General features: G+C 69.2%; 25 protein-coding genes and 2 pseudogenes. 15 read left to right on the top strand and 12 right to left on the bottom strand.

Going from position 1 to position 23,956, the window contains the following annotated elements; genetic code table 11:
* Positions 1-23: 23 nt before the first annotated feature.
* Positions 24-896: a SigB/SigF/SigG family RNA polymerase sigma factor gene (locus tag OG963_RS05690; protein WP_371126240.1), complete on the top strand. Its 873-nt coding sequence runs from the start codon at positions 24-26 to the stop codon at positions 894-896.
* Positions 897-1,038: 142 nt separating this feature from the next.
* On the opposite strand, the gene OG963_RS05695 is transcribed toward OG963_RS05690, so the two are convergent.
* Positions 1,039-1,194, bottom strand: a complete 156-nt coding sequence (locus tag OG963_RS05695) for a hypothetical protein (RefSeq protein ID WP_362274565.1) — start codon at positions 1,192-1,194, stop codon at positions 1,039-1,041.
* Position 1,195: 1 nt separating this feature from the next.
* Positions 1,196-1,532, bottom strand: a pseudogene (locus tag OG963_RS05700) (transcriptional regulator); the annotation flags it as partial.
* A 460-nt stretch (positions 1,533-1,992) separates the two neighbouring features.
* On the opposite strand from OG963_RS05700, the gene OG963_RS05705 reads away from it, so the two are divergent.
* The 6 genes from OG963_RS05705 (at position 1,993) to OG963_RS05730 (ending at position 7,514) form a co-directional block, all read left to right on the top strand.
* Positions 1,993-2,367 carry a DUF2255 family protein gene (locus OG963_RS05705; protein ID WP_093770743.1) on the top strand — a complete coding sequence of 125 codons (375 nt, stop codon included), beginning with the start codon at positions 1,993-1,995 and terminating at the stop codon, positions 2,365-2,367.
* A 55-nt stretch (positions 2,368-2,422) separates the two neighbouring features.
* Positions 2,423-3,088: an SDR family NAD(P)-dependent oxidoreductase gene (locus OG963_RS05710; protein WP_362274511.1), complete on the top strand. Its 666-nt coding sequence runs from the start codon at positions 2,423-2,425 to the stop codon at positions 3,086-3,088.
* 294 nt (positions 3,089-3,382) lie between these two features.
* Positions 3,383-3,592, top strand: coding sequence for a ferredoxin (locus tag OG963_RS05715; protein WP_093770739.1), 210 nt, complete (start codon positions 3,383-3,385; stop codon positions 3,590-3,592).
* Positions 3,582-4,955: an NAD(P)/FAD-dependent oxidoreductase gene (locus tag OG963_RS05720; RefSeq protein WP_093770737.1), complete on the top strand. Its 1,374-nt coding sequence runs from the start codon at positions 3,582-3,584 to the stop codon at positions 4,953-4,955. The genes OG963_RS05715 and OG963_RS05720 overlap by 11 nt, the downstream gene beginning before the upstream one ends.
* Positions 4,956-4,986: 31 nt before the next feature.
* Positions 4,987-6,192, top strand: a complete 1,206-nt coding sequence (locus tag OG963_RS05725; protein WP_362274514.1) for a cytochrome P450 — start codon at positions 4,987-4,989, stop codon at positions 6,190-6,192.
* A gap of 188 nt (positions 6,193-6,380) precedes the next feature.
* The gene (locus OG963_RS05730) at positions 6,381-7,514 is read left to right on the top strand and encodes a PP2C family protein-serine/threonine phosphatase (protein WP_371798583.1); all 1,134 of its coding nucleotides are present in this window, start codon (positions 6,381-6,383) and stop codon (positions 7,512-7,514) included.
* Between the two features lie 188 nt (positions 7,515-7,702).
* Here OG963_RS05730 and OG963_RS05735 read toward each other — a convergent pair whose 3' ends face one another.
* Together OG963_RS05735 and OG963_RS05740 are read right to left on the bottom strand one after the other, a co-directional pair.
* A complete protein-coding gene (locus OG963_RS05735; RefSeq protein ID WP_362274517.1) occupies positions 7,703-8,134 on the bottom strand; it encodes a DUF6083 domain-containing protein in 432 nt (143 codons plus the stop codon).
* A gap of 235 nt (positions 8,135-8,369) precedes the next feature.
* Positions 8,370-8,507 carry a hypothetical protein gene (locus OG963_RS05740; RefSeq protein WP_371798584.1) on the bottom strand — a complete coding sequence of 46 codons (138 nt, stop codon included), beginning with the start codon at positions 8,505-8,507 and terminating at the stop codon, positions 8,370-8,372.
* Between the two features lie 292 nt (positions 8,508-8,799).
* Here OG963_RS05740 and OG963_RS05745 point away from each other — a divergent pair, with 292 nt between their 5' ends.
* Together OG963_RS05745 and OG963_RS05750 are read left to right on the top strand one after the other, a co-directional pair.
* Complete coding sequence (locus OG963_RS05745) at positions 8,800-9,201, top strand: PPOX class F420-dependent oxidoreductase (protein WP_093770731.1); 402 nt, start codon at positions 8,800-8,802, stop codon at positions 9,199-9,201.
* Positions 9,202-9,419: 218 nt separating this feature from the next.
* Complete coding sequence (locus tag OG963_RS05750) at positions 9,420-10,352, top strand: aminoglycoside phosphotransferase family protein (RefSeq protein ID WP_093770729.1); 933 nt, start codon at positions 9,420-9,422, stop codon at positions 10,350-10,352.
* 348 nt (positions 10,353-10,700) lie between these two features.
* Here OG963_RS05750 and OG963_RS05755 read toward each other — a convergent pair whose 3' ends face one another.
* Both OG963_RS05755 and OG963_RS05760 read right to left on the bottom strand, forming a co-directional pair.
* The gene (locus OG963_RS05755) at positions 10,701-11,933 is read right to left on the bottom strand and encodes a hypothetical protein (protein ID WP_093770727.1); all 1,233 of its coding nucleotides are present in this window, start codon (positions 11,931-11,933) and stop codon (positions 10,701-10,703) included.
* 496 nt (positions 11,934-12,429) lie between these two features.
* Entirely contained in the window at positions 12,430-12,831 is a 402-nt protein-coding gene (locus OG963_RS05760; protein ID WP_371798585.1) for an SMI1/KNR4 family protein, read from the bottom strand.
* Between the two features lie 227 nt (positions 12,832-13,058).
* Here OG963_RS05760 and OG963_RS05765 point away from each other — a divergent pair, with 227 nt between their 5' ends.
* Complete coding sequence (locus tag OG963_RS05765) at positions 13,059-13,430, top strand: DUF4440 domain-containing protein (protein ID WP_319739724.1); 372 nt, start codon at positions 13,059-13,061, stop codon at positions 13,428-13,430.
* A 202-nt stretch (positions 13,431-13,632) separates the two neighbouring features.
* On the opposite strand, the gene OG963_RS05770 is transcribed toward OG963_RS05765, so the two are convergent.
* The gene (locus tag OG963_RS05770; protein WP_371798586.1) at positions 13,633-14,598 is read right to left on the bottom strand and encodes an ABC transporter permease; all 966 of its coding nucleotides are present in this window, start codon (positions 14,596-14,598) and stop codon (positions 13,633-13,635) included.
* Positions 14,599-14,800: 202 nt separating this feature from the next.
* Between OG963_RS05770 and OG963_RS05775 the strand changes: the two genes are divergently transcribed.
* The gene (locus tag OG963_RS05775) at positions 14,801-15,268 is read left to right on the top strand and encodes a MarR family winged helix-turn-helix transcriptional regulator (protein ID WP_177309163.1); all 468 of its coding nucleotides are present in this window, start codon (positions 14,801-14,803) and stop codon (positions 15,266-15,268) included.
* On the opposite strand, the gene OG963_RS05780 is transcribed toward OG963_RS05775, so the two are convergent.
* The 5 genes from OG963_RS05780 to OG963_RS05800 form a co-directional block, all read right to left on the bottom strand.
* On the bottom strand, positions 15,216-15,479 hold the full coding sequence (locus OG963_RS05780; protein WP_371800268.1) for a hypothetical protein: 264 nt from the start codon (positions 15,477-15,479) through the stop codon (positions 15,216-15,218). The genes OG963_RS05775 and OG963_RS05780 overlap by 53 nt on opposite strands.
* Before the next feature lie 121 nt (positions 15,480-15,600).
* Positions 15,601-16,536 (bottom strand): hypothetical protein, encoded by a 936-nt coding sequence (locus OG963_RS05785; RefSeq protein ID WP_371798587.1) that lies wholly within the window; start codon positions 16,534-16,536, stop codon positions 15,601-15,603.
* Positions 16,533-17,024, bottom strand: a complete 492-nt coding sequence (locus tag OG963_RS05790; protein ID WP_371798588.1) for a hypothetical protein — start codon at positions 17,022-17,024, stop codon at positions 16,533-16,535. The genes OG963_RS05785 and OG963_RS05790 overlap by 4 nt, the downstream gene beginning before the upstream one ends.
* Positions 17,024-18,250: a macrolide family glycosyltransferase gene (locus OG963_RS05795; protein WP_371798589.1), complete on the bottom strand. Its 1,227-nt coding sequence runs from the start codon at positions 18,248-18,250 to the stop codon at positions 17,024-17,026. The genes OG963_RS05790 and OG963_RS05795 overlap by 1 nt, the downstream gene beginning before the upstream one ends.
* Complete coding sequence (locus OG963_RS05800) at positions 18,247-19,125, bottom strand: patatin-like phospholipase family protein (RefSeq protein ID WP_256223268.1); 879 nt, start codon at positions 19,123-19,125, stop codon at positions 18,247-18,249. The genes OG963_RS05795 and OG963_RS05800 overlap by 4 nt, the downstream gene beginning before the upstream one ends.
* Before the next feature lie 1,121 nt (positions 19,126-20,246).
* Here OG963_RS05800 and OG963_RS05805 point away from each other — a divergent pair.
* From OG963_RS05805 to OG963_RS05820, 4 genes and pseudogenes are all read left to right on the top strand, one after another.
* Complete coding sequence (locus OG963_RS05805) at positions 20,247-20,435, top strand: hypothetical protein (RefSeq protein WP_319739728.1); 189 nt, start codon at positions 20,247-20,249, stop codon at positions 20,433-20,435.
* Positions 20,436-20,508: 73 nt separating this feature from the next.
* A complete protein-coding gene (locus OG963_RS05810) occupies positions 20,509-22,047 on the top strand; it encodes a glycoside hydrolase family 43 protein (protein WP_371798590.1) in 1,539 nt (512 codons plus the stop codon).
* A 94-nt stretch (positions 22,048-22,141) separates the two neighbouring features.
* A pseudogene (locus OG963_RS05815) lies at positions 22,142-22,439 on the top strand (FtsK/SpoIIIE domain-containing protein); the annotation flags it as partial.
* Positions 22,440-23,063: 624 nt separating this feature from the next.
* Positions 23,064-23,951: an LLM class F420-dependent oxidoreductase gene (locus OG963_RS05820; protein ID WP_093929049.1), complete on the top strand. Its 888-nt coding sequence runs from the start codon at positions 23,064-23,066 to the stop codon at positions 23,949-23,951.
* Positions 23,952-23,956: the final 5 nt, after the last annotated feature.

Below are 23,956 nucleotides of genomic sequence, written 5' to 3' on the forward strand. Positions count from 1 at the left end.
TGCTTTCCAGCTAAGGCGGCATCGTGACTTCATCCGTGAGCGCCCGCGAAGCAATTGCCTGCACCACGGGAGCCTCGGAGGGCACGGATGACCTGCCATGGATCGAGGACGGGGGCAAGGTCGCTCCCATGGACGCTCGGGTCCTGACCAGGCTGTTCCTTGACCGGCTACAGGTACTGGAGGAGGGCACCCACGAGTACCAGTACGTCCGCAACACGCTGATCGAGATGAATCTGTCGCTGGTGGCCTTCGCGGCCCGCCGGTTCCGCAACCGCACCAGCAGCGAGATGGAAGACGTCATTCAGGTCGGCAGCATCGGCCTGATCAAGGCCATCGACCGGTTCGACCTGTCACGCGAGGTCGAGTTCACCTCGTTCGCGATCCCCTACATCATCGGGGAGATCAAGCGCTTCTTCCGCGACACCACCTGGGCCGTCCACGTCCCGCGACGCCTGCAGGAACTGCGCGTCGCCCTCGCCAAGAGCAAGGAAGCACTCAGCACCACGCTGGGGCGCACGCCCACGGTGCGGGAACTCGCAACCCATCTGGACCTGACCGAGGAAGAGGTCGTCGAGGGCCTCGTGGCCGCCAACGGCTACGCCGCCCGCTCCATCGACACACCTGGCGGCACCAACGAATCCAGCGACGGCGGACCGAAGTACGCGGACACCATGGGCGATGTCGACCCGGCGTTGGACCTGTTCGAAGACCTGCACACGCTCGGCCCCCTGCTGCAGGAGCTCGACGACCGGGAACGAACCCTCATCGAACTGCGCTTCGGTCAGGAGATGACCCAGGCCGAGATCGGCCGTGCATTGGGCCTGTCCCAGATGCACATCTCCCGCCTCCTCACCCGCACCCTCACCAAGCTCCGCATCGGTCTGCTCGCCGCATGAACGCCGCTGCCGCATCGGGCCGGTTCCGTAGTTTCCGAGGACGACGGCGATGGGCAGGTTCCGCTCCACCACTCGGCCTCATCGGTAGCCGCTGAGCCGTGCCGAATTGGATCCGCTGCCATTCGCAATCGGCTGGATACGGTCAGGACTGCTGCTCTTCGGTCCGCGTCGTGGTGGCCGCGAGAGTGTCCTCGGTCGCGGCCCAGGTGGCCGGCAGCCGGCGCGCATCGTGGGCCGGGGTCTGAGGCTCGGCGCTGTAGGCGGTCAGGGTGAGGCCGGGCTGCGCGGGTAGTTCCATGGACGCCGGCGGGGATGGGGCCGCGGGTTCGTCTGGTGCGCCGCGCGGCTCGTGTGCCGGCGGCGCGGGCCAGGTCGTGCAGCTGGGCACGTCCGGCTTCGTCGAGCTGGAGGGCGCCCGCGAAGGCGCCGAGGACTTCGGCGGAGGCTCCGGCGAGGTGGGCCACGTGCGAGGCGGGCGTGGTGGTCGATGCTGACGCCTGCGAGCAGGGAGACCTCCTCACGGTGGAGCCCGGGCACACGCCGGTTGCTGCCGCAGGCGGGTGGTCCGGCCTGCGGCGGGGTGATCTTCGCGGGACGCGAGGCGAGGAATTCCGCTCTTGGTGTCCACCCAGCCAGGCCAGGACGCCCGGCGCAAGGCTGAGGGGGTCTGTCAGTACCTGTAATGGCGGTACCTTCCGCGCACGTGTGACCTGCGGTTTCATCCATCATGTCGCTGTGGCGGCCCTCGGTGGACGCCTCGAGTCAGGCCCTTGGTACTGCCGGGGCGGGCCTCTCCCCCAGACCGGGGCGATGCCCTCGACGATGTAGAGGGTCCGGCCGAGGCCGTGGCGGGTGTTCTTGATTTCGCCCTTTGTGTTGTCCTTGGTGCTGTCCACAAGATCAGGCTGAACGCCAGGCACGACGGCCGGGGGTGTCGCCGGCTTGCAACAGGCTGCTGACGCGGCCCGTCCGGTGCAGGGACCGGTGCAACGGGGGCGATGATGCCGGCCGGGCCCGTACGGCGACATCACCGTGCCCCGCCCCGCCCGACCCGTTACGACCACGACCGCCGTGCAACCCAGAAGGAGACACACGGATGACCACCTGGACACCGGACGAACTGTCCCGCATCGCGAACGCCGACGAACTGAGCATCCAACCCCGTCACACGGACGGCAGCTTGCGTCCACCGACGCCGATCTGGGTCGTGCGCGACGGCGACAACCTGTACGTGCGCGCGTACCGCGGCCGCAGCGGGGCCTGGTTCCGTACCGCCCGGGCCACCCACACCGGCCACATCACGGCCGGCGGCGTCGACCGGGACGTCATCTTCACGGAAGCCGACGACCCGGCCCTGGCGGAACGCCTGGACGGTGCCTACCGCACCAAGTACGCCCGCTACAGCGCCTACGTCCCGCCCATCGTCGCGGACACCGCCCGCGCCGCGACCTTGCGTCTGACCCCCGCCTGACACCCGCGCCGTCGCCCGCTCATCGCACCAGCGACCCCTTCGTGAGGAAGCCACCATGACCACAGTCGCCATCATCGGCGCAGGTCCAGGCCTGGGCCTGGCCACCGCTCGCCGCTTCGGGCGCGAGGGCCACGACATCGCCCTGATCGCCCGCACCCCCCAGCACCTCGACGACCTCACCGCGGTCCTGACCAAGGAAGGCGTCCACGCCCAGGGCTTCGCAGCCGACGTCGGCGACCCGGACTCCCTGCAGGCCGCTCTGGACGCTGCCGCCACCCTGCTCGGCCCGATCGAGGTCTTGCAGTACAGCCCGGTCCCGCACCCCGACTTCATGAAACCCGTGCTGGACACCAGCTCCGGGGACCTGGCCGCCCCGCTCGCGTTCTCGGTGCACGGCCCCGCAACGGCCGTACAGCAGGTCCTGCCCGGAATGCGTCAACTGGGCCGCGGCACCGTCGTGTTCGTCAACGGCGGCACCGCGGTACGCCCGCACCCCGACCGCGCCGGCACCTCCGTCGCGTTCGCCGCCGAGAGCGCCTACGGCCAACTGCTGCACGACGCGCTGCAAGCGGAGAACATCCACGTCGCCCAGCTGATCATCCCCGGCGCCATCACGCCCGGGGACCCGCGCAAGGACCCCGACGTGCTCGCCGACACCCTGTGGCAGCTGCACACCGGTCGCGGCCCCTACCGCACGTTCGCCGAACCCCTGGACGCCTGACCGCCGCCCTCCTCGCCCGCACACCGATCCGGGGACCACACCCCAGCCATGCCCACACCACACATGCCACGCCACTGGCCCAACAGGTCAAGCAATTTCCGGACCTGCTGGGCGTCGGCGGGTTTCCCTCGGTGTTGAGCCCACGTCCTGCGGACCGCCTCGGCCACCCCTTGCGGGAACCGCGCAACAAGTAGCGAGGTGGGCCCCCGGTGCGACACGGGCGTGAAGGGCGCCCAGTGCGGTACCGGCGTAGAAAGGGAAGAGACGCCGGGACGACTCAGGGAGTGACCAGCCATGCAGATCGTTGTGGACCTCACGCGCTGCCAGGGCTACGCGCAGTGCGTGTTCCTCGCGCCGGAGGTGTTCGAGCTGCACGGGGAAGAGGGGTTGCTGTACGCCACGGCCGCCCCGGACGACCAGGTCGAGCGCGTGCGCCAAGCTGCGGCGGCGTGCCCTGTCCAGGCCATCCTCGCCGGCGAGGGGGTGAGCGCCCGTGCCCGGTGATCTGCGGGACGGCCGTATCGTCATCGTCGGCGCGTCGCTGGCCGGGTTGAGGGCGGCTGAGACACTGCGCGAGCAGGGCTTCACCGGCTCACTCACCGTGGTGGGGGATGAACCCCATCCGCCGTACGACCGCCCGCCACTGTCGAAGCAGGTACTGCTCGGCAAGGCGTCGGCCGACACCACCACGCTGCCGATACGCCGGGACCCGGACGCGGACTGGCGGCTGGGAGTAGCTGCCACCGGCCTGGACCCTTTGGACAAACGGGTGATGCTGGCCGACGGCGAGTCGCTGCCGTTCGACCGGCTGCTCATCGCCACCGGGACCCGGGCGCGCCCCTGGCCCGATCCGGAGGAGGGCGCCCTGGACGGGGTGTTCACCCTGCGCACCAGTGAGGAGGCCGGAGGCCTGGCCGAGAGGTTGGCCGCCGGGCCGCGTCGGGTGCTGGTGATCGGCGCCGGATTCACCGGTTCGGAGATCGCCTCGGCCTGCCGGGAGCGGGGTATCGAGGTCACGGTCGCTGAACGCGGCCCCGCACCCTTGGTGGGCGCGCTCGGTGGCACCCTGTCGAAACTTGCGGCCGTCATGCATCGCAACCACGGCGTGGACCTGCGCTGCGGGGTGACGGTCACCACCCTCCACGGGGACGGTAACGGCCGGTTCACCGGTGCGGACCTCTCCGACGGCAGCCGTGTCGACGCGGACGTGTGCGTCGTGGCGTTGGGTGCGGTCCGCAACGTCGAGTGGCTGGCGGAGTCCGGACTGGCAGCGGGTCCGCGCGGAGTCGCCTGCGACGCCGGGTGCCGGGCCTTCAACATGTACGGGATCGTCACCGACGACGTCTTCGTGGCCGGCGACGTCTCCCGGTTCCCGCACCCTCTGTTCGGGTACCAGATGCTCTCCCTGGAACACTGGGGCAACGCGGTCGCACAGGCCGAGGTGGCGGCCCACAACATGGTCAGTCCAGGGCCCCTGCGGCGCCCGCACCTCGCCGTCCCCACGTTCTGGTCGACCCAGTTCGGGCTCAACATCAAGTCGGTGGGCGTGCCCACCTACTCCGATCACATCGTCATCGCCCAAGGCTCTCTGGAGGCGCGCCGCCTGGCCGTGGTCTACGGCTTCCAGGGACGGGTCACCGCCGCCGTCACCGTCGACATGGCCAAGTCGCTCGACTACTACAAGCACCTGATCGAGACGGCTGCTCCGTTCCCGCCCCCGCCCGGCTCGGCGGACCGTGCGATCGCGGCCGACATCACGATTCCGTCCGACGTTCCGGACCCGAGCGGGCTGTCCCACGGCCCCACCGTGGCGCTCACCGGTCACCTGCCCGATCGCCGACTGACGGTGGTACAGCCCACCCGCTGACCCACGTCCCGCCCAACCACGAGGAGCCACCATGGACTCCGAGACCTTGCTGGCACGGATCACCGACTACGAGAGCCGCCCCGACCCCTACCCGCTGTACGCGGAACTCCGCGAGGCCGGTCCCGTGGTGCGGCAGGCGGACGGCAGCTATCTGATCGGCACCTACCACGAGATCGCCGCTCTGCTCCACGACCCTCGGATCAGCGCCGATCCACGCATCCGCACGGCTCCGTCCCCGTACCCCTCCGATGAGACGGCGAAGCCGCCGTTCCTGCGGCTCGACGACCCCGAGCACCACAGGCTGCGCACCCTGGCGATGCGCCCGTTCGGCCCACCCCACAGCCCCGGCCGGATCGACGCCATGCGCGGCGAGATCACCCGCATCACCGGGGAACTGATCGAGGAGCTCCGGGACCGCAAGCAGATCGACATCGTCGACGACTTCGCCTACCCCCTGCCCATCACAGTCATCTGCCGGCTGCTCGGCGTCCCGCGCGAGGACGAGTCACTGTTCCAGGCCTGGACCGACGCGATCGTCGCGACCGCCGACATCGGGCCCGAGGAAGACACCACGGAGCGGGACCGGACGGGCCGCCAGGCCCGGCAGGAGATGGGCCTGTACCTGGTCGATCTCGCTGAACAGCGCCGCGACCGGCCCACCGACGACATGCTCTCCGCCTTCGTCAACGAGCCGGATCCGGCCCTGCGGCTCAGCCGGGAGGAACTCGCGGAGACCACTGTGCTGTTGTTCATCGCGGGGCACGAGACCACCGTCAATCTGATCGCCAACGGAGTCCTCACGCTGCTGCGCCAGCCCGCGCAACTGGACCACCTTCGTCGCGAGCCCGACCTGCTGCCGCGGGCCGTCGAGGAACTACTGCGCTACGAACCCCCGGTCCACATGCGCGAGAGGGTCCCCCACGCCGACATCGACATCGCCGGCACGACGATCCCCCGAGGAACGTCCGTCGTGCTGGCGCTGGCCTCAGGCAACCGCGACCCGAGGAGGTTCCACAACCCCGATCGGTTCGATCCCACCCGGCCGGACAACCAGCACTTCGGCTTCGGCAGCGGCATCCACCTGTGCTACGGCGCACCCCTCGCCCGCCTCGAGGCCGAGGCCGCGCTCGGCGCGCTGCTCCCCCACCTGGCCACGGCAAGCCTGGCCCAGGACCCACCCCCGTACCGGCAGAACGCCATGCTTCGCGGCCCGCGCCACCTGCCCGTCCGCCTATGACTTGGCTGTGTGGCGGCAGGCAGGAGTGGCGGTCCGCCCAAGTACGCCGTGAGACCTGCCGGCTGCACCGACGGATCCTGCACATCGGTCCGGTTTCGGCGCAGGACCAGGGCAGATCTGCTCGTACGCTCTGACACCTCGCCACCCGCAATGCGAGGAAAAAGATCAGATGTGCATAAGGTTCCTCTATGTCACATGCGGACGGAGGGGGTGCGGGAAGGAACAAAGTGCTGCCGCGATGGCGTCGTCGGCCTGGCAGCGACAGGACGTGGGTCTGGTGGCTTCCCCTGTGGCTGATCGCCGTGGACCTGGTGGTGGACCTGGCACTGGTCCAGAACCGCGAACCGCTGAGCTTTCTGCTGGTCGGAGCCCCACCGCTGGCGGCAGCCACCCGAACCCCGCGGCACACCGCCGCGATTGCCGTCGCATGCCTGGGGATGGAGATGTGGCTGGCGTCCCGGCGCCCGGGGCACTTCGATGAACAACACCACCTGGCCCTCTACGTCGCCACAGTGCTGATCGGTATCGCCAGCGTCGCACTGTCCCGGCAGCGGATCCGCACCGACGCCAATCTGGTCCACGCACGCTCTGTTGCCGAGGCGATGCAGATGACGCTGCTGCGCCCGTTCCCGGAACAGCTCGGTCCGGTGCGGTCAGCGGGCTTCTACCAGGCGGGCGAGGGCGGCACCCTGGTCGGTGGTGACTTCTACGAACTGTGCGAGACCCCGTTCGGCGTCCGCGTCATCCTCGGGGACGTACGAGGGAAGGGGCTCGATGCGGTTCAGACGGTCGCCACCGTCCTGGGGAGCTTCCGGGTATCCGCGTACGAGTGGACGGACCTGAACCGTCTCGCGGAGCGCCTGGAGCTCAGCATCGCCCGCAATTCCGGCTGCCCGGCCGGCGACGAGGAGCTGTTCGTCACGGCCCTCCTTCTGGAGTTCCCACCTGATGGACGCTCGGTGAGGATCGTCGACCGCGGGCATCCGTCACCGCTCGTGCTCACGACGCACGGCACGCAACGGCTTCGTACCGCCCCCGGCCTGCCTCTGGGCCTGGGCGAACTGGGGCCCGTGAGTGCCGAGGTCACCACCCATCCGCTGCGGACCGGGGAAGTGCTCCTGCTGTACACGGACGGCGTGAGCGAGGCCCGGAACGCGGGAGGCGAGTTCTATCCGGTGATCGACCGGCTGGCAGACCACTTCGGCGACGGTCACAGGGCTCCGGATCCCGAGGCTCTCGTGTCCTTCATCAAGGCCGACACGGAGAAGTGGTCGGCCGGAGCGGACGACGACCGGGCCGTGATCGCCCTCACGCTCGCGTAGCAGTCCAGGGACGTTCGGCCCCGGCGCACGGAGTCGGCCCAGGACGTCGAAGCAGACGTGGCAACGGGGAACCGCACGCCGCCCCCAAGGGCTGTCCGGCGGGCCTGCCGCAGTCCGGACCGACGCGGGACCAGCCACCGAATGGCAGAGCCCGCCGCCGGGCGCGACATCGGTTGATCACGCGGACGTCAGCCCGTGCCGGAGAGGTACCGGTCGTCGGGCAGGTTGAACAGGCGCTGCGCCCGCCGTTCGTTCTCCCGCCGCAGCATGGTGGTCCAGGGCCAGGGGTCCTCCGGTTCGACGTAGGGGCAGGCCATGCGGTGCGCGATGCGGCATCGGGTGCCGGGAGCGGGCTCGGCGTCCCACAGGTTCATCGCGTTCCCGTCCGGGGTGATGATCCAGCGTCGGCGCGGGGGCGCGGTGTGGGCGGGGACGACGATTCGGGGTTCGAGGAGGACCCAATGCCCCTCATGCAGGGTGGGGTAGCGGTCTTGGGGCAGTGCGCAGTGCGGGCAGTCCGGCGGTGCGGGGGGTGGCGGGGCGGTCGCGCCCTCGAGGGCGGCCTGCAGCGCGTAGTCGGGTCGGTCCGGGCGTTCCGCGGTGTTCTCGGTGTCCCCCATGCCCTTCAGGGTCCGGACGTACTGTGTGCTGCGGTAGGACGCGAACCGGCCGTGTCGGGCGGGGAAGAACCTGGCCGGAGCGCCGTGCGGCGCCACACGAGGCGTACGACGGCACAGCATTCCCGCAGGGTCGGGCCGGAACCGGCATGTGCGATCGCCAGAACGGTCCATGGGTGTTCAAGGTGGTGTTCCCTCCGGTCGGTGCTGGTTACGTCGGCCGGAAGGTGGTGGGGCGTCAGGTCTGGTGGCCGATGGGGTCGAATCCGTACTGCAGGTAGAGGGCGATGCCCTGGGCCATGGCTCGCGAGCAGGCATGCAGGCGGCGGGCCATGTGCGGGGGGAGCAGCTCTTCCCACTGTCCGGGGGTGGCCAACTGCCGTCCACGGTCCGTCCCCAACAGGTAGAGCTGTACAGGCGATCCGGTGTGACGATCGCGGCGGCACGTCGATGCGGGAGCTCGAGCGCAAACGCAATGCGATGTGGCTGACGGTACGTAAGGCCCCGGATTCGGCCTGGCCGGAACCAGGCAAGAAGCTGACGGCTCGGGGCGACCGCCATGGATCCGTACAGCCGGTGATCGAAAGTTCAGGGCGGCAGGGGCCGGGTTCCCTGCCGCAGCTACCGTTACCCCAGCACCGCACCGAACCGACCCCTGGAGAACCCCCGTGCCCGTACCTCTCGGCGAGGAAGTGGTGGCGTTGCTGCGCCGCCCCAGCACCTGCTACATCGCTACGACGATGCCCGACGGCTCTCCCCAGCTCACCCAGACATGGGTCGACACCGACGGCGAGCACGTCCTGATCAACAGCGTCGAGTCGCATCAGAAGACCCGAAACATCACACGCGACCCACGGGTTGCCGTCGCAATCGCCGACCCCTCGGAACCGGCCTCCTACATCCAGATCCGCGGCCGCGTGGTGCGCGTGACCACCGAGGGGGCGGTCGACCACATCGAGGCGCTCGCGCAGAAGTATCTCGGCGGGCCCTACCCCTGGTTCGGCGGCCGCGACCAGGTCCGGGTGATCTATGTGATCCAACCCGAACGGATCAGCAACCCCCGCGGCTGATGATCAAATGTCTTCCGTCCCGGCCTCCCCCTGCCAACAGTCAACTCGGTGTTCGGCGGACCAACCTACCGATCACCAGGTTCGGTGACATCGGTCAGGCCTCGCTGAGAGCGCACACGGCCGGGCCGCCTCACCTCGAGCGCCACCGCTACAGAAGTTGTGTCGGCTCCCGGGTCTCGACAGCGCCGGGTGTTCGGGCCGGCGCGTAGGGTGCCGGGATGATCGGGATTCCAGAGGCGTTCATGCGGAGCACCGTCGAACGTCAAGGAGAGCGCGGAGCGGCATGGCTCGCCGAACTGCCCGGGATCGTGGAGGAGTTGCTGGGCCGCTGGCGGTGCGTGCCGGACGGCGAGGTGATGCATGGAGGTGTCGGGGTCATCGTCCCGGTGCGACGGCGGGCCGAGGGGACCGCTGTGCTGAAGGTGTCGTTTCCGCACCCCGGCAACGTGCATGAACCGGACGCGTTTTCGGCATGGGGCGGGCGCGGAGCCGTCCTGCTGTACGAGCGTGACGACGAGCGGTTCGCGATGCTGCTGGAGCGGATCCGGACGTCGACCCTTGCAGAGGTTCAGGACGGCGATGAGGTGGTGGCGGTCGCAGGGCGGATCAGTCGCCGGCTGGCCATCCCCGCGCCACCCGCCCTGCCCCGGCTGCGGGATCAGGCTGACGCCTGGGAGGCGCAGCTGCGCAAGGACGCCGGGGAACTGACGCACACACTGTCGCGTCACGTGGTGGGCGCCGCCGTAGCGACCGTCCGCGAGCTGGGCCGCGTGCAGCCGGACACCCTCATCCACGGCGACCTGCACGCCCGAAACATCCTTCGCGCCGACCGTGAGCCGTGGCTGGCCGTCGACCCCAAGGGGTACGCCGGAGACCCTGCTTACGACAGCGGCACGCTGCTCAAGTCGCGTGCGCTGACACTCCTCAAGGCCGACGACCTGCGCAAGGCTGTCCACCGCACGCTGTACGTCTTCGCCGAGACCGCGGAACTCGATCGCGAACGCGTCCGACATTGGGCGCAGCTCCATGCCGTCCAGGCTGCGTTCTGGGGCCGCCGACACGGATTCCGTACAGCCCGCAGCGGATCACGACTGGATTGGCTCACCGAATTCGTGGACCGGCTGGCGGAGTTGCTCACGGAAGGCGCCTAGGGGCTGTTCACCGCAGCCATCCTGCCCGGCCACGGCACGGGCACCTTGACCGTCCTCGCGATCGCATACGCCGGTTCAACTGAGCTTGCCGCGGAAACAACGCCCAGGGAGACGGGGCGCCGAGCGCCCGCAGACGGTGCTCCGCCTGCGGGCCCTCAGGACACACCTCGGGATCGAGTACGGGTTCTGCACCCACCGCGGGTGCCTCGCGGGCCAGGTGGCGTTGTGAAGTGCCTGGTGCAGTGCCCCGGGGTGGGCGGAATCGGGAGTGGAGCGGGGTCCGCGAGGCAGACGGGAGCCCCGACCCGAATGTGTGGTTGGGGCAGAAGTCCCCGTTCGGGTCTGGTGTCAGTTCACGCAGCCGGTGACGGAGCCGGTGGGCGCGCAGTGGTTGGGATGGTTGTTCGCGACCTTCGTCCGGTCGATCGTGACAGTGCTGCCGGGCTGCTCGTAGATCCCTCCGCCATCACTGCCTGTGCCATCGGCACGGTTCCTGCTGACCTCGGAACGGATCAGAGTCGCGGTTCCCGAGCCGGCGAACAGGCCGCCGCCCTGAGATCCCGCAGCGGTCGTCCGGTTGCCCTTGAGCTTGGTCCCATCGAGGCGCGTGGTACCGCCGCTCCAGATGCCGCCGCCCTGGATTCCTGCGGTGTTGTCCTGCACCGTGCTTCTCCGGGCGTTCAGCTCCTGCTGGCTGAGGATGCCGCCGCCCACGTCGGTCGCGCTGTTTCCGCTGACCCAGCTGGAACGAAGATTGATGATCGAGTTCCCGGAACCAAGGATGCCGCCGCCGTCGGCTCCCGCGCCGGTCGCCTTGTTCCGGCTCACATCCGTGGAGTCAAAGGTGCCGGTTGTGCCGAGGAGGGACACGCCGCCTCCGCCGCCGGCGCCAGTGGCAGTGTTTCCGTTCACCTTGCTGTGGTTGAAGGTGACGGGGCCCGAGACGGCGACTGCTCCCCCGAAGCCGGCCGTGTTCCTGCTCACCTCGGTGTGCGTGAGGGTGACAGCGCCCAACGACGAGATTCCACCGCCGGCGCTACCGGCGGTGTTCTTCACCAACTCGCTCGAAGTCACCGTGATGGTGCTCCCGGGCTGTCCGTTGATGGCGCCCCCGTCGATGGTGGCGTGGTGGCCAGTCAGCTGGGAGCTGATGACGGAGATGGAACCAAAGACGAGGGCCACGCCGCCGAAGGGGGTGCTGCCGTTGCGGAGGGTGAGGCGGTTGAGTGTGAGTTCGCCGTCGGGGGCGTTGACCTGGAACAAGCGGAATTCCGGGGTACCGGGTGCGCTGGAACGCTCGATGACCGTGCGCTTGCCACCCTTGAGGGTGATGTCCGTCGTGATAGCAGGAAAGCCGTTTTGGCTGCCGACGGTGTTGGCGTCGGTGAGGGTGTAGGTGCACTTGGGAGCCAGATCGATGGTGCCGCCGCCCGCGCCGTTGGCGGTGTCGATCGCATCCCTGAGTTCCTCGACGTTGCAGCCGATGTGGACGACGGCTGCGTTGGCGGGGGCGGCCGGCACCACAGCCAGGCCGAGGGACAGTGCCGCGACGGCACCGCCCGTTCTCGCGACGAGTCTCATGAACGCTCCAGACATGAGTGAGGCCCGAGGGCCGATCCCCGGATACCCCAACGGCACCCGGGAGCAGGGAAGATTGACGACAGCCACAACCGGGGCGGGAGAGAGGGCGTGCCTGCCGGGTGCGAGACTTAACCAGGTCGATTAGCCGGTAAACACATCTGCCGCCAGGCGGATCAACCCACAGCCCGCCTGACATGGCATCAGACCCGGCGGCCCACGCGGGTGAAGCCTCGTCAGGTGGGACCTGATGGAGCCCACTCCGGCTGCGTGGCGGACACCCAGCTCACGAGCCGCTCTTCCACAGCCTGCTTCCGCCGGTCAGGTACTTCCCCGTCTCCCGCCGACCACGCGAGACCGCCCCGACCTGTGCCGGCTTCCCGACCCACGCCACAACATGGTTCGCCGCCCGAAGCATCACCGTCGAACGTGCCCTGAACGACAACGCCCAGTCCCACACCAAGAATGCGATCAGACAGACACTCCGTGAGGGCGCCGATCAGGGGGACAGGGGTTCGGAGTCGTCCCACTTCCATCCACTTTCGGGGAACTGATCAAGCAGGGCGGAGAGCGAAGCCGCCTGGTGGATGGCGGATGACCACTCCTGAGCCGATACGTCGATCAGGACCAGAGGCGGAGGTTCCTGCCGGAAGTCGTAGGTGAGCATTTCGCGGCTTCCGTCCCCGCCGATGACAAGGCTCCCGGGGAAGCGTTGCTGGAATTCTCCGGCCTCATTGACATCGATGAGCTCGGCGACGTCGTTGATCATCAGGAAGTCGTCTGCAGGGTGAACGAACCGGCTCATGCTTCCCCGCGTGGCCAGGAAATGCCGGTAGTCCTGCGGAAAGCGAACTCCGAAGTGACGCTCGGCCTGCGTGATCTCATCGTTGTTCGAGCTCATGAGGCCGTTCTATCAGCGCTGGGTCGTGGCGGGGGCTGCCCTGGGCTGCAGTGAGCGGGACTCGCCTGCGAAGGAGGGGGGTTCAGCCCGCCCGAACATCTGGTGCTTGATCATCTTGATGTGGTTGCCCCGGCCTTCCACCGGACCGGAGTTCCGGCAACGTCGCTGCTTGCGTCGTGTGAACCAATTCGCTGTGACGTGATGAGGAACGTACGTAGGGTCCGTACATGGCAGACGAAAGTGACCGTGACCGTGCCGTTCAAGCAGCCGTTGAGTCGGAGAGGCGGCTTCTCGACCCTGACGTGCGTGCTTCGCCGTCCCTGGTCTCCGAGCTCCTGGACCCGGAGTTCCTCGAGATCGGTGCGTCGGGGCGGCGCTGGGACGCGACGTCGATCCTCACGGTGACGAGCGACGGTTCGGTTGCCCCCGAAGCGCCCGTCGAGGTCACTGAGATGTCGGGGGCCGTACTCGCTCCCGGCATCGTTCATCTGACGTACTTCACCGACCACAGCGGGCGCCGAGCGTGGAGGAGCTCCGTATGGCGTCTGACCGATGCGGGCTGGCGCCTGTACTTCCACCAGGGCACTTCGACGAGCTGAAGGATCAGTGGCCGCGCCCGCCGGATACACCGCCTCCCCCTGCACCGCCCGAGCCCCTCGTCTTCGACGGCACCATTTTCGTGGGCGGCGCACTGACCACGACCACCGAGGTCGAGAACTTGGTGGCAGCGGCGGCCGCACGGTGCGCCGCACCTGGCCGGGTTGCGGGGCGCCGGGCCGGCTACGGCATCCACCGGTGTCCTCAGGGACTCGCGGCGTGCAGGATCGCGGCAGATGCGGCGATCCGGTCGAGGAAGAACAGCGCCGCGATACACAGAGCGATCCAGGCCGACAACACCGCAACACCGCTGACCAGCCCGTCGTGGTGGAAGTAGGCGATCCCGTCCAGTGCCCGGACGCCGACGCCCGGAGGCATCACCGAGGCGAGTGGTTTCAGCCAACCAGGAAGAAATTCGGGCGGCAGCACCCCACCGCTGCTGGCGTTGCCCATCACGATCATGAAGATCGACGACAGCAGAACTCCGATCGGGCCGAAGATCCGGATCAAAAGTATGGTGGCTGCCGCCACGGCCCCCGCCATCAGCGCCACAAGCCCCGCGATGCCCAGGAAGGGACCGGGTATGGCTCCGAAGGCCGTACTCGCGATGAGTGCTGTCGCCAGCCCGCCGACAACCGCGAACAGTGCCAGACTGCTCACGCGCTGCCCGAAAGAGAGGCGCGGTGCCACTTGGTAGGTCATCTGACCGAAGAGAAACCCTGCCAGCACCAGCCCGAATGACGCGTAGAAGACCGACAGACCCCGGCTGTCTCCACTCGACAGCGGCAGGATGTCCATCACGGGCAACTTCTCCTCCGCCGGCCGACAGTCCGGGGTGCACAGACTGGCGAGCGGCGCCACCAGCGCGGACACGGCAGGGCCGTTGGCACCCGCATACACGATCTTGGGCTTGCCGCTGTCGGCCAACAACGCGGCGTACGCCTGCCGATGCTCAACCGCCCAACGGGCCGAGGCGTTGTCCGGATACCGGTCGACCTGGAAGCCGTCCGGCGAGACACGCTGCAGCCGAACGTCGAATTGTGCCGCGGCCTTGTCGGACGCGGCGACGGCGACCGGCAGCCGGTGCGCCTGGGGCGTGTGGAAAGCGGCGAGGAACACGCTGACGAAGACCAGGCCGATGGTCAGCACAGAGATCACGGGCTTGAGCACCGCCTGCGGACCGGTCAGCCCCGGCCGCTCGGGTGGAGCATCACTCTGCGGACCTGGATGATGGCGGTGCCGCCCCGGCCCCGGGTCGATACCAGGGGAAGGGCTCTGATCTGTGGACGCAGTGCTGAGCATGGTTCCTCGGTCTTCATCATATAAGGTGGCTTATATAAGCTACCTTACACACAGAAGGGCATCGGAGGCGTTGAAGGATCCCAGCGAGCGCATCGGCTACCTGATTTGGCAGATCTCGCAGGCATACACGCAGCGCTTCGAACGGGCCTTGCGCCCACTCGGACTGACCCAGGCGCAATTCAGCACACTCGTCCGATTGAGCCTGGACGGGCCTCTGTCCAGCGCCGAACTCGCCCGCCGCTGCGGTGTCACCGCGCAGTCCATGGGCACAGCGCTGCGAAGCCTGGTCGAGCGTGGACTGGTCGAGCGGCATCCCCATCCCACGCACGGAAAGATCATCGAAATGTGCGTCACGGCGGCGGGCGAGGCTCTGGCGCAACAGGGTGAGACCGCGCTCGAACCATGCGAGCAGGAGACCCTGGAACCGTTCCTGCCTCACGAACAGGAACTGGTGCGCGCCCACCTCCGCCGCATGCTCGGCGCCCTCAACGCCCCGGCGCTCGGACCGGGCAACGGGAGTCAGCACGACGGGACATGAGTAGCCCACGGCTCGGCACGCGGGGGTAGCCGACCCGAACCTGGGCCGCGGCGGCGGCCCCTCCCAACGACACCCTCGCCTTCTCCTCCTGGGGCAGCCGGTCGAAGTGGACCTCGATGGCGGGGACGAGCCACTCCACCAGATCACCGAGGTCGAGTGAGGCCGACGGCTCCACCGCGAGGACGTAGCGCAGCATGACGAGGCCGGCCAGTTGAGCGGAACCAGGGACGCGAACGCCGCTGTCCGCCGAAGGGTCGCGGCGGAGGCACCCTACGACGTCGACTTCGCACCATGCGTGCCGGACCCTGCGCTACACGCTCCGGTCGAGGCCCTCATGGCAACAGGTTCCTGGTCGGCACGGTCGCGCTGTGGTGGGCACGGATGAGCGCGATCACTGTGTCGGTGGTTCGGTCCAGGTGGCTGCGGCCGTCGGCCAGTTGGACCTGCGGGCTGATGTAGCTACGCGGCCCGAGGTGGGTGGCCGGGTCCAGCCGGTGCACGGTGATCTTCCCGGCGCGGCGGGCGCGGTTCCATCCGCTGCGGCGGAACAGCCGCCAACGCTGAGGGAAGATCCAGGTGCCCACCCTCTCGATCCAGTCGCTCGCACTGGCGAGCTGATGCACGTGCTCGGCACAGGTCAGGTCATTGGCGCCGTTGTGGAAGCCACCGAGGGTGATCAGCAGGAGCGGGGTGCGTAGCTGCGTGTGCAGTTCGTCGACCGCGCCGGTGGCGACCTGTGCGCCGCCGCTGTAGCTGAGCAGCACCACAGGGATGCCGCTGTCGGCCTGGTAGCCGGCGAGCCGGAGCTGAGTGGCGATCTGACAGCCGACGGCCTGGTTGTACAGCGGGCGGTACCGGTGGTCGGCGGCTACGAAGATCTGCATGACATTGTGGAGGAAGAGCAGCAGGCCGATGCGGCGGCGCAGCCACGCCCACACAGGCCTGTCGGCGAGCGGTTCGGCCAGCGGCGAGTAGGGCTGCACCTGGCCCAGCACCCGCAGCTCCGGCGCTCCGGCGATCAGCGCCTTGACCAGCTGGCCGCCGTCCCGGGTGTCGCGGAGGCGGCGTTTCCCGATCCCGTCCAGGTAGACCAGGTAGGCATCCGGGGGGCTGTCAGGGGCCGCGCCCCGGGCATAGGGCACTCCGTCCGGGAGCTCGGTGGCAGGGGCCCGCCAGCCGGCGCTGTAGGCCAGCACCTCGTAGCGGGCCAGCAGAGCTTCGGCGAGCAGAGCGGGCCCGAGTGCGCAGACCCAGAGGAAGTAGTTCATGCGATCACCTCCGGTGCCCCGGGCTGCGCGCTGATCCTCACGACCAGACGCCGTACCGCCTCTACGGCGGCGCCGAGTCCGGCCCCGGCGACGGCCACGCACCCGGCGGCGCCCCACCAGCCCAGCCCGGTCTCCGTGGCGAGCGGGCCGGCCAGACCGGCCCCGACCCCCACAAAGAGCAGCAGATGGAGCAGCGGCCCGATCAAGGGGAATGCAAGGACGGCAGAAAGCACCAGCGGGGCGACCAGGCTCGGTGTCCACGCCAAACCCACGTCCGACGGAGGCGAGGACAGCATCAGCTCCGCCAGGGTCCAGGCGGTCAGCGGCCACAGCGCGAAGACAGCGCCTTCGACGAGGCCACCGGGTAGCAGCAACCCGGCGACGAAGGTCCGCGACATGCCGGGCCGGCGCGCCACCAGGGGCAGGATGCGCCCGGCGGCCTCCGACAGCCCGGCGAACAGCAGCAGGGCGACGACGACAGGTGACATCACTCAGCCCCGCCGTGACGGACGGACCGGAGCAAGCTCACTGACCGAGCCGCCGTACGCAGGTACTGCTCGAGTTCATCGGCGGCACGCCGGAATCCACCCGCCTCATGCTGGGCGACCTGCAGGGTGGTCGCGGCTGCCCGGAACCTTTGGTCGTCGAGCAGACGCCGGGCGAGTACCCGCACGGAGCCCCTGGAGACATCCTGGGTACGGATCGACAGTCCGGCGCCGAGCTCGACGACACGACGGGCCACCATCGGCTGGTCGGCGCCCTGGGGGACCACCAGCATCGGAACCCCGGCGTACATGGCCTCGTTGACGCTGTTCATCCCGCCATGGGTGACGAACAGCGCCGCGCGGGCCAGCACCTCGGGTTGCGGCACGAAGCGGCGGGCGATCACGTTGGCCGGCAACGCACCCAACGCGGCGGGATCGGTCTGCCCGGTGGAGACGATCACGGTGCCGCCCAGTGGGGCGAGCGCGGTGGCGAAACTGCGCAGCAGCTGTGGACGGGCGTTGAACACGGTGCCCAGCGAGGCATACAGCACCGGGGCCTTCAGCCGATCGGTCGGGAACGACAGGTCGGCCGGACGGGCGCCGATGCTCGGGCCGACGAATCGGTAGGACCGGTCGAAGTCATCGACGGCAGGCTGGAACGCGCGCGAGGTGTAGACCAGATTGAGGGGCTGGCGGATGTTCCCCAGGTCGAACAGTGGCAGCCCACGCGTGTCGAAGCGGCGCCGCAGCGCCCAGCGCGACCGCAGGTAGCCCCGGAGGCTGCTGGACCGCGCCGTCGCCGCGGCCAGCAGGTCCCACGAGCCGCGGGTGGGGCTGGGCACATGCCGGTTGAACGCAAACGTGGTGAACGACGAAGCCGCCGGCACGCCGAGTTCGCGGGCGGCGACTGCCCCCCACAAGCAGGCGTTGTCGTGGACGATCACGTCGGGCCGGACACGGCGCAGGTCGGTGAGCACCGTGGGCAGCAAACGGACGGTGGTGCCCGCAAGCCCTTCCATCAGCGTGACCGGCGTCGGCGGATCGGGAAGCGGTTGGTCGCCCCCGGGGTAGAGGCACACGGTCGCGCCGGTGGCCTCGATCTCCTCACGGAACGCGGGCGAGGTGTGGTACGTGACGGTGTGGCCGCGCCGAACGAGCTCGGTCACGACCGGCAGCGTCGGGTTGACGCGCCCGTGCATGGCGATGTTGAGGAACGCGAAGGTACTCACAAGCCGACCTCCATCACGGAAGAAGTGGATGCCTCGCCCGGACCGGCTGATGGCGCCGGACGATCGTCGGCCCGATACAGGCCCGGCCCACTGATGTGCAGCCCGTCGAGAAAACGCCCCGCCGTGAGGGACGCGGTGCTGATCAGCCGCTGGGAATGGCCGAAGTCCCACGGGGCGGGCCAGGCCTCGACGCCGGTCGGCAGCACGACGGTCGGGATGTGCTCGGACACCTCGTGCAGGTCGCGCTCGATCTGATGGCGCATCAGCAGCAGCCCGGCCCTGGCGGCGATCGCACTCGCGTGTCGGCTCGGGAGGGTTGAGCTCAACGGCGAGCCCTCCGGCCCGGTCGACAGCACGACCACGCTGGCCGCTCCGGCCTGCAGCGCCGCCAGTACCGGCACATAGGCGATCACCCCGCCGTCGACGAGCGTCCGGCCCCCACGATCCACCGGGGGCAGCATCCCGGGAATGGCTGTGCTGGCCAGCAGCGCGGACTCGAGGTCTCCGTGATCGAGCAGCACGGGAGCGCCCGTGACCAGGTCCATGGCCACCGCAGTGAACGGGATCGCCAGCTGCTCGATCCTCGACGGCAGCCCAGCACGCGCAATCAATCGGCGCAGGCCGCGATCGGTGAACACGCTGGCCCGTGAGGACAGGGAGCCGAGCGGATACACCTCACGGCGACGCAACTGTGTCCACTCGTGGTCCAGCCAAGGCGCCGCACTGTCGGGGTGGGCGGCCGCGATCGCCCCGTTGAGGGCACCCACCGAGGTTCCGATGATCAGGTCGGGGACGAACCCGCGCTGCTCCAGCGCGTACCCGACACCGACATGCGCCGCTCCGAGCACGCCACCGGCACCCACCACAGCGGCCACGGGACGAGGAAGGGCGCGCAAGCCCGCTGACACCAGGCCCTCGGACGGGTGGCTCGATGACAGCGGACGCGCAGCCTTGTCGCCCGTCATGGCTCGACGCCTCTCATGGCCACGGCCACGCGCCGAGTTGCCCACGCTGAAGCCGAGGCGCGCCGATGAGGCTGATCTCAGACGACAAGTAATCCTCATGATCCACCTTTCTCACCACGGCACCGGATCGGATCGGTCGCAAGTGGACCGAGCAGTCACCCGATCTGCGGTACCGCCGGCCGGGCGCCGGGCCTCAGCCGGTGGGCATCTCCGTACCCAGTGCCAGTCAAGCACAAGATGGTATTGAATGAAACCGTCGCGAGTAATACGATAGCGGGCGTAATGAGGTGGGTCACGTCGAGCGGGGGATTGCGAAGACATGACGAAACCGCTCCGCCTACGGAACATTCCGAGCTCGCCCCACATGGCGCTCGGCGGATTCACGGGCGGCACCGTGAAGCCCACCAGGATCGAGAGCTAACCGGATGGGCGCAGGGGGCCTTCCTGGCGGGTCCGCGTGACACCCGGCTCACGCAGCACCTCGAGGTGGCGGCTCAGGGCGGACCCACCCTTGGCGCCGACCGGGGCCTCCACTGCCCGACGCCCATTCTTCGCCGCGCCGGCCCCGCACCACCTTGCCGAAGCAGGCGTCCGCGTCGGCTGGTGGGCGCCCTGATCGAAGCGCTTCGATTTGGCGGCGAAGGTTAGTGATGGATTACCGCACCTGCAAGGGATCGGGCACGACGTCCAGATCCTGAGGAGGCCTCATTCATGCGGCCATGCCGGGCCGTTGACATCTCACTGGCCCGTATGCCAGTTTCGAAGCGCTTCAACGATCCTGGACGTGCGGTCCACCTCGGCTCTGCCGCGCCCGGTCGCCATCAGCCGTCGCCGACCATCGCACGCGTAAGGGGTTCCCGCTGTGAGTCGTACGTCCGTGCCTGCCGACCTGACCTCCGAGGCACCCGCCGGGCCGCCCGCGGACCTGATCCCGTTCCGCGACCCGGGACGGGCTCCGTGCCGGGGCGGCTGTCGGTGTTTGCCGTGGTGACCGAGATCGTGATGTTGCCGTCCGGAGAGGTGCACCGGTCGTGTCGTCCGGCCCGGCCGGGCGTGCAGGACCTCGGTGCCCCAGCTGGACCTCGCCGACCGCCCCGCGCACCGGCCACCTACGCACCTGCACCACGGCCACCGCCGCACCGGCTACCCACCCACCCCACCATCTGCACCCGGCGCTCACCGGCGAACTCCGGCTCGCAGCCCGCACCTTCACGGTCTGACAGCTGTCCACCGGACTTCATCACCCCGCGCGGGAAGTCCCCCGCGGCCAGACCACACCCCTCAGGGACGGACATGGCGTTCTTCGACAATCCCGTGATACCCGGCTTCAGTCCGGACCCGAGCGTCTGCCGCGCCGGTGACGACTACTACGTGGCGACGTCCAGCTTCGAGTACGTACCCGGCGTACCGCTGTGGCACAGCCGTGACCTGGTGCACTGGCGGTTGATCGGGCACGCCCTGGACCGGCCCTCGCAGCTGGAGCTGCCCGACACGGCTCCGTCCTCGACGGGGGTGTACGCGCCCACGCTGCGATACCACGACGGCCTGTTCTGGCTGATCACGACCGTGGTCGCCGGGGCGGGCAACGTCCTGGTGACCGCGGAGGACCCCGCGGGTCCGTGGTCGGACCCGGTGTCCGTCGACGTACCGGGCATCGATCCCGATCTCGCCTGGGACGACGAGGGAAACTGCTGGTGCGTGTTCTCGTCGGACGGCATCCGCGGGGTGCGGATCGAGCCGAAGACAGGCGAACTGCTGGGCGAGCCGGTGGCGATGTGGTCGGGAAGCGGGCTGCAGTATCCCGAGGGCCCGCACCTGTACCGCGTCGGCGACTGGTGGTACCTGCTGCTGTCGGAAGGCGGAACGGAACGCGGGCACGCCCTGTCGGTCGCTCGGGCCCGCACACTGCCGGGACCGTTCGAACCGCACCCGTCCAATCCCGTGCTGTCCCACCGCAGTACCGGTCACCCGGTGCAGAACACCGGCCACGGAGATCTGGTGCAATCGCACGACGGCACATGGTGGATGGTGCTGCTGGGCACCAGGCCCCGCGGTGACACACCCAAGTATCACGGTCTGGGCAGGGAGACGTTCCTGGTACCGGTGCGGTGGGAGGACGAGTGGCCGCTGCCCGGACCACTGGAGCTGCGCGCGCCGGCTCCGGCACTGCCGCCACATCCCTGGCCACGCGAACCACACCGGGACCACTTCGACTCCACCACGCTCGCACCCTGCTGGGTGTCGCTCAGACGGCACGACCCGACCGCCGTCCGCCTCGACGAGCGGCCGGGCCACCTGGTGCTGCACGCCCGCGCGGACAGCCTCGACAAGCCCGGCGCGCTCTTCGTGGGACGGCGCCAGCGCGACCCCGACTGCAGCGCACGCTCCCTGGTCGAGGTCGCCGAAGGCGGCACGGGCGGGATCGCGGTGCGGCTGGACGAGGCACACCACTACCAGGTGGAGACGGGCAACGGCACGGTCCGCGCGGTCGCCAGAATCGGCCCCCTGCGCCACACCATCGCCGAACAGGCCGTGCCGTCCGGTCCCGTGACCTTGCGGATCGACGTCACCACCACGGATGTCCTGCCACCCACCGTCACTTTCCGCGGCACGGACCCGGAGGACGCCGTCCCGCCGGGTCTCCGTGTCGGTGGCCCCGACACTCTCCGTCTGGGGTACGAGTCGCCCGGCGGCGACTTCGAGATCCTCGCGGAACTCGACGGCCGCTACCTCACCACCGAGGTCGCCGGGGGCTTCACCGGCCGTGTCATCGGCATGTACTCCACACACGGCAGTGCGGCCTTCGACTGGTTCGAGTTGCGACCCGCCTGACGGTCGCTCCCCCATCGCGGCCTGCCCCTCCACTGCGGATCGGGCCGAGCTGGGGACCGCCGGACGATGCCGGGTGCGCGACCCCGACGACGGGCTCGGTGGGCTCCGCGTGCCGACCGGCCTCGTAGACCGTCCTGACCAGCAGCGCCGCGATCTGATGTACCTCGACTTCTCGGGTGCCGCTGGGCACGGGCTGGTCGTCGGCGTACCCCGGACGGGTAAGTCGACGCTTGCTCCGTACCGTCGTCCGCGCAGTCGCCCTCACCCGCACGCCGTCCGAAGTCCAGTGCTACTGCCTGGACTTCGGTGGCGGGAGCATGCAGCAGCTCCACAACCTTCCGCATGTGGGAGTTGTGAGCTCGCGACTCGACCCGGAGTACGTACGACGCACGACCTGCGGGAGCAGGGTGCGCACGGGCTCACGCTCTCGGGCGACAAGTCCGAGGGGGCACTGATCGGTTCGGCGACTCCGTCCCGCCAGCCACCCGGCCGCGCGATGCTCACCGGCCGACGTATCAAGCCGCTGCAGGTCCGGCTGGCCTACCAGCCTTCCCACGCCGACCGGTAGGAGTGCAGGGTGCATACCCCCATTGCCACGGATCACCTATGAGTTCGCCGAGACCGCAGCGTCAAAGGCGTAACAGGCGATGAGCCGTGCCCCGTTACGGTCCGCCCGCCGCCCCACGGTGTTGAGCGGCGGCCTGGGCGTCGTCGACGGACACCACCGCCCGACTGCCGGCTGCACCGCCCCTCCTTGCCCTGTGGCGTGACATTGAGGGTTTTGTTCCTGTCCGGCGAGCCCTGCCCCGCGAGATTCACCGTGGGAAAGCCCTTCAGTACAAACGTGTTGGGGGCCTGGTCGATGACAGACCTCATCCATGGCCCCGCGGGCAGGGACACGCCGCCGCCCGGCGGAATACTGAGATCACTCCGTGTGGTTTGGTACGACGGACGTCAAACTTCAGTTCCGTCGCCGGGCGTACGCATCGGTCGACCTTATGGCGGGAGATGGGCTCATGGGGTTCAGCGGCAACAGCAAGCAGGCGCAGGCAATCGGCCGGTACGGCCTGTGGAACACCGGGCTGCGCGATCCGGAACCTTCCGGCGCAGCCGAACGTGCCGAAACTGCCGTGGAATTGGAGGAGCTCGGCTACGGTGCCCTCTGGCTCGGCGGCAGCAGCGGTGTGGAGCACGCGGTCCCGCTGATCGCAGCAACCCGGTCGATCACCGTTGCAACCGGGATCCTCAGCATCTGGCAGCACGAACCGCAGCACACCGCGGAAGAGTGGTCCGCCCTCGAGGCCGCCCACCCCGGCCGCTTCCTGTTGGGACTGGGCGTGAGCCACGCGAAGCTCGCCGACCAGTACAAGCGCCCGTACGCGGCCATGACCGGCTACCTCGACGCGCTGGACACCGCAGGGGTCCCGGCCGACCGCCGGGTGCTGGCCGCGCTCGGCCCGAGAATGCTGGAGCTCTCCCGCGACCGTGCCGCGGGCGCCCACCCCTACCTGGTCACCCCCGAGCACACGGCGCAGGCACGAGAGACGCTCGGTGAGGGTCCCTTGCTGGCCCCCGAGTTCACCGTGATCCTCGAGGCCGACCCGGACCGCGCACGGGCTGCCGCCCGCGGGTTGCTGGCCTTCTACCTGGAGCTCCCCAACTACACCAACAGCTGGCTCCGGCTCGGCTTCGCCGAGGACGACCTGGCCGACGGTGGCAGCGACCGGCTGGTCGACGCGCTGTTCGGCTGGGGCGACGAGCAGCGGGTACGCGAGCGTATCGACGCCTTCCTCGACGCAGGCGCCGACCACGTCGCCCTACAAGTGCTGTCCACGGTCGAGGGCCGCGACGCCGCTCTGCCCCGGGAGGAGTGGCGGCGGCTGGCGGCGACGCTGGACCTCTGAAGTGA

The organism is Streptomyces sp. NBC_01707, from assembly GCF_041438805.1.
GTDB lineage: Bacteria > Actinomycetota > Actinomycetes > Streptomycetales > Streptomycetaceae > Streptomyces.

Coding starts and splice junctions, on each gene's coding strand:
- OG963_RS05695 (WP_362274565.1), bottom strand. CDS start 1,194: ATGGAACTACCCGCGCAGCCCGGCCTCACCCTGACCGCCTACAGCGCC.
- OG963_RS05705 (WP_093770743.1), top strand. CDS start 1,993: ATGACCACCTGGACACCGGACGAACTGTCCCGCATCGCGAACGCCGAC.
- OG963_RS05710 (WP_362274511.1), top strand. CDS start 2,423: ATGACCACAGTCGCCATCATCGGCGCAGGTCCAGGCCTGGGCCTGGCC.
- OG963_RS05715 (WP_093770739.1), top strand. CDS start 3,383: ATGCAGATCGTTGTGGACCTCACGCGCTGCCAGGGCTACGCGCAGTGC.
- OG963_RS05725 (WP_362274514.1), top strand. CDS start 4,987: ATGGACTCCGAGACCTTGCTGGCACGGATCACCGACTACGAGAGCCGC.
- OG963_RS05730 (WP_371798583.1), top strand. CDS start 6,381: ATGTCACATGCGGACGGAGGGGGTGCGGGAAGGAACAAAGTGCTGCCG.
- OG963_RS05735 (WP_362274517.1), bottom strand. CDS start 8,134: ATGGGGGACACCGAGAACACCGCGGAACGCCCGGACCGACCCGACTAC.
- OG963_RS05750 (WP_093770729.1), top strand. CDS start 9,420: ATGATCGGGATTCCAGAGGCGTTCATGCGGAGCACCGTCGAACGTCAA.
- OG963_RS05755 (WP_093770727.1), bottom strand. CDS start 11,933: ATGAGACTCGTCGCGAGAACGGGCGGTGCCGTCGCGGCACTGTCCCTC.
- OG963_RS05760 (WP_371798585.1), bottom strand. CDS start 12,831: ATGAGCTCGAACAACGATGAGATCACGCAGGCCGAGCGTCACTTCGGA.
- OG963_RS05765 (WP_319739724.1), top strand. CDS start 13,059: ATGGCAGACGAAAGTGACCGTGACCGTGCCGTTCAAGCAGCCGTTGAG.
- OG963_RS05785 (WP_371798587.1), bottom strand. CDS start 16,536: ATGAACTACTTCCTCTGGGTCTGCGCACTCGGGCCCGCTCTGCTCGCC.
- OG963_RS05790 (WP_371798588.1), bottom strand. CDS start 17,024: ATGTCACCTGTCGTCGTCGCCCTGCTGCTGTTCGCCGGGCTGTCGGAG.
- OG963_RS05810 (WP_371798590.1), top strand. CDS start 20,509: ATGGCGTTCTTCGACAATCCCGTGATACCCGGCTTCAGTCCGGACCCG.
- OG963_RS05820 (WP_093929049.1), top strand. CDS start 23,064: ATGGGGTTCAGCGGCAACAGCAAGCAGGCGCAGGCAATCGGCCGGTAC.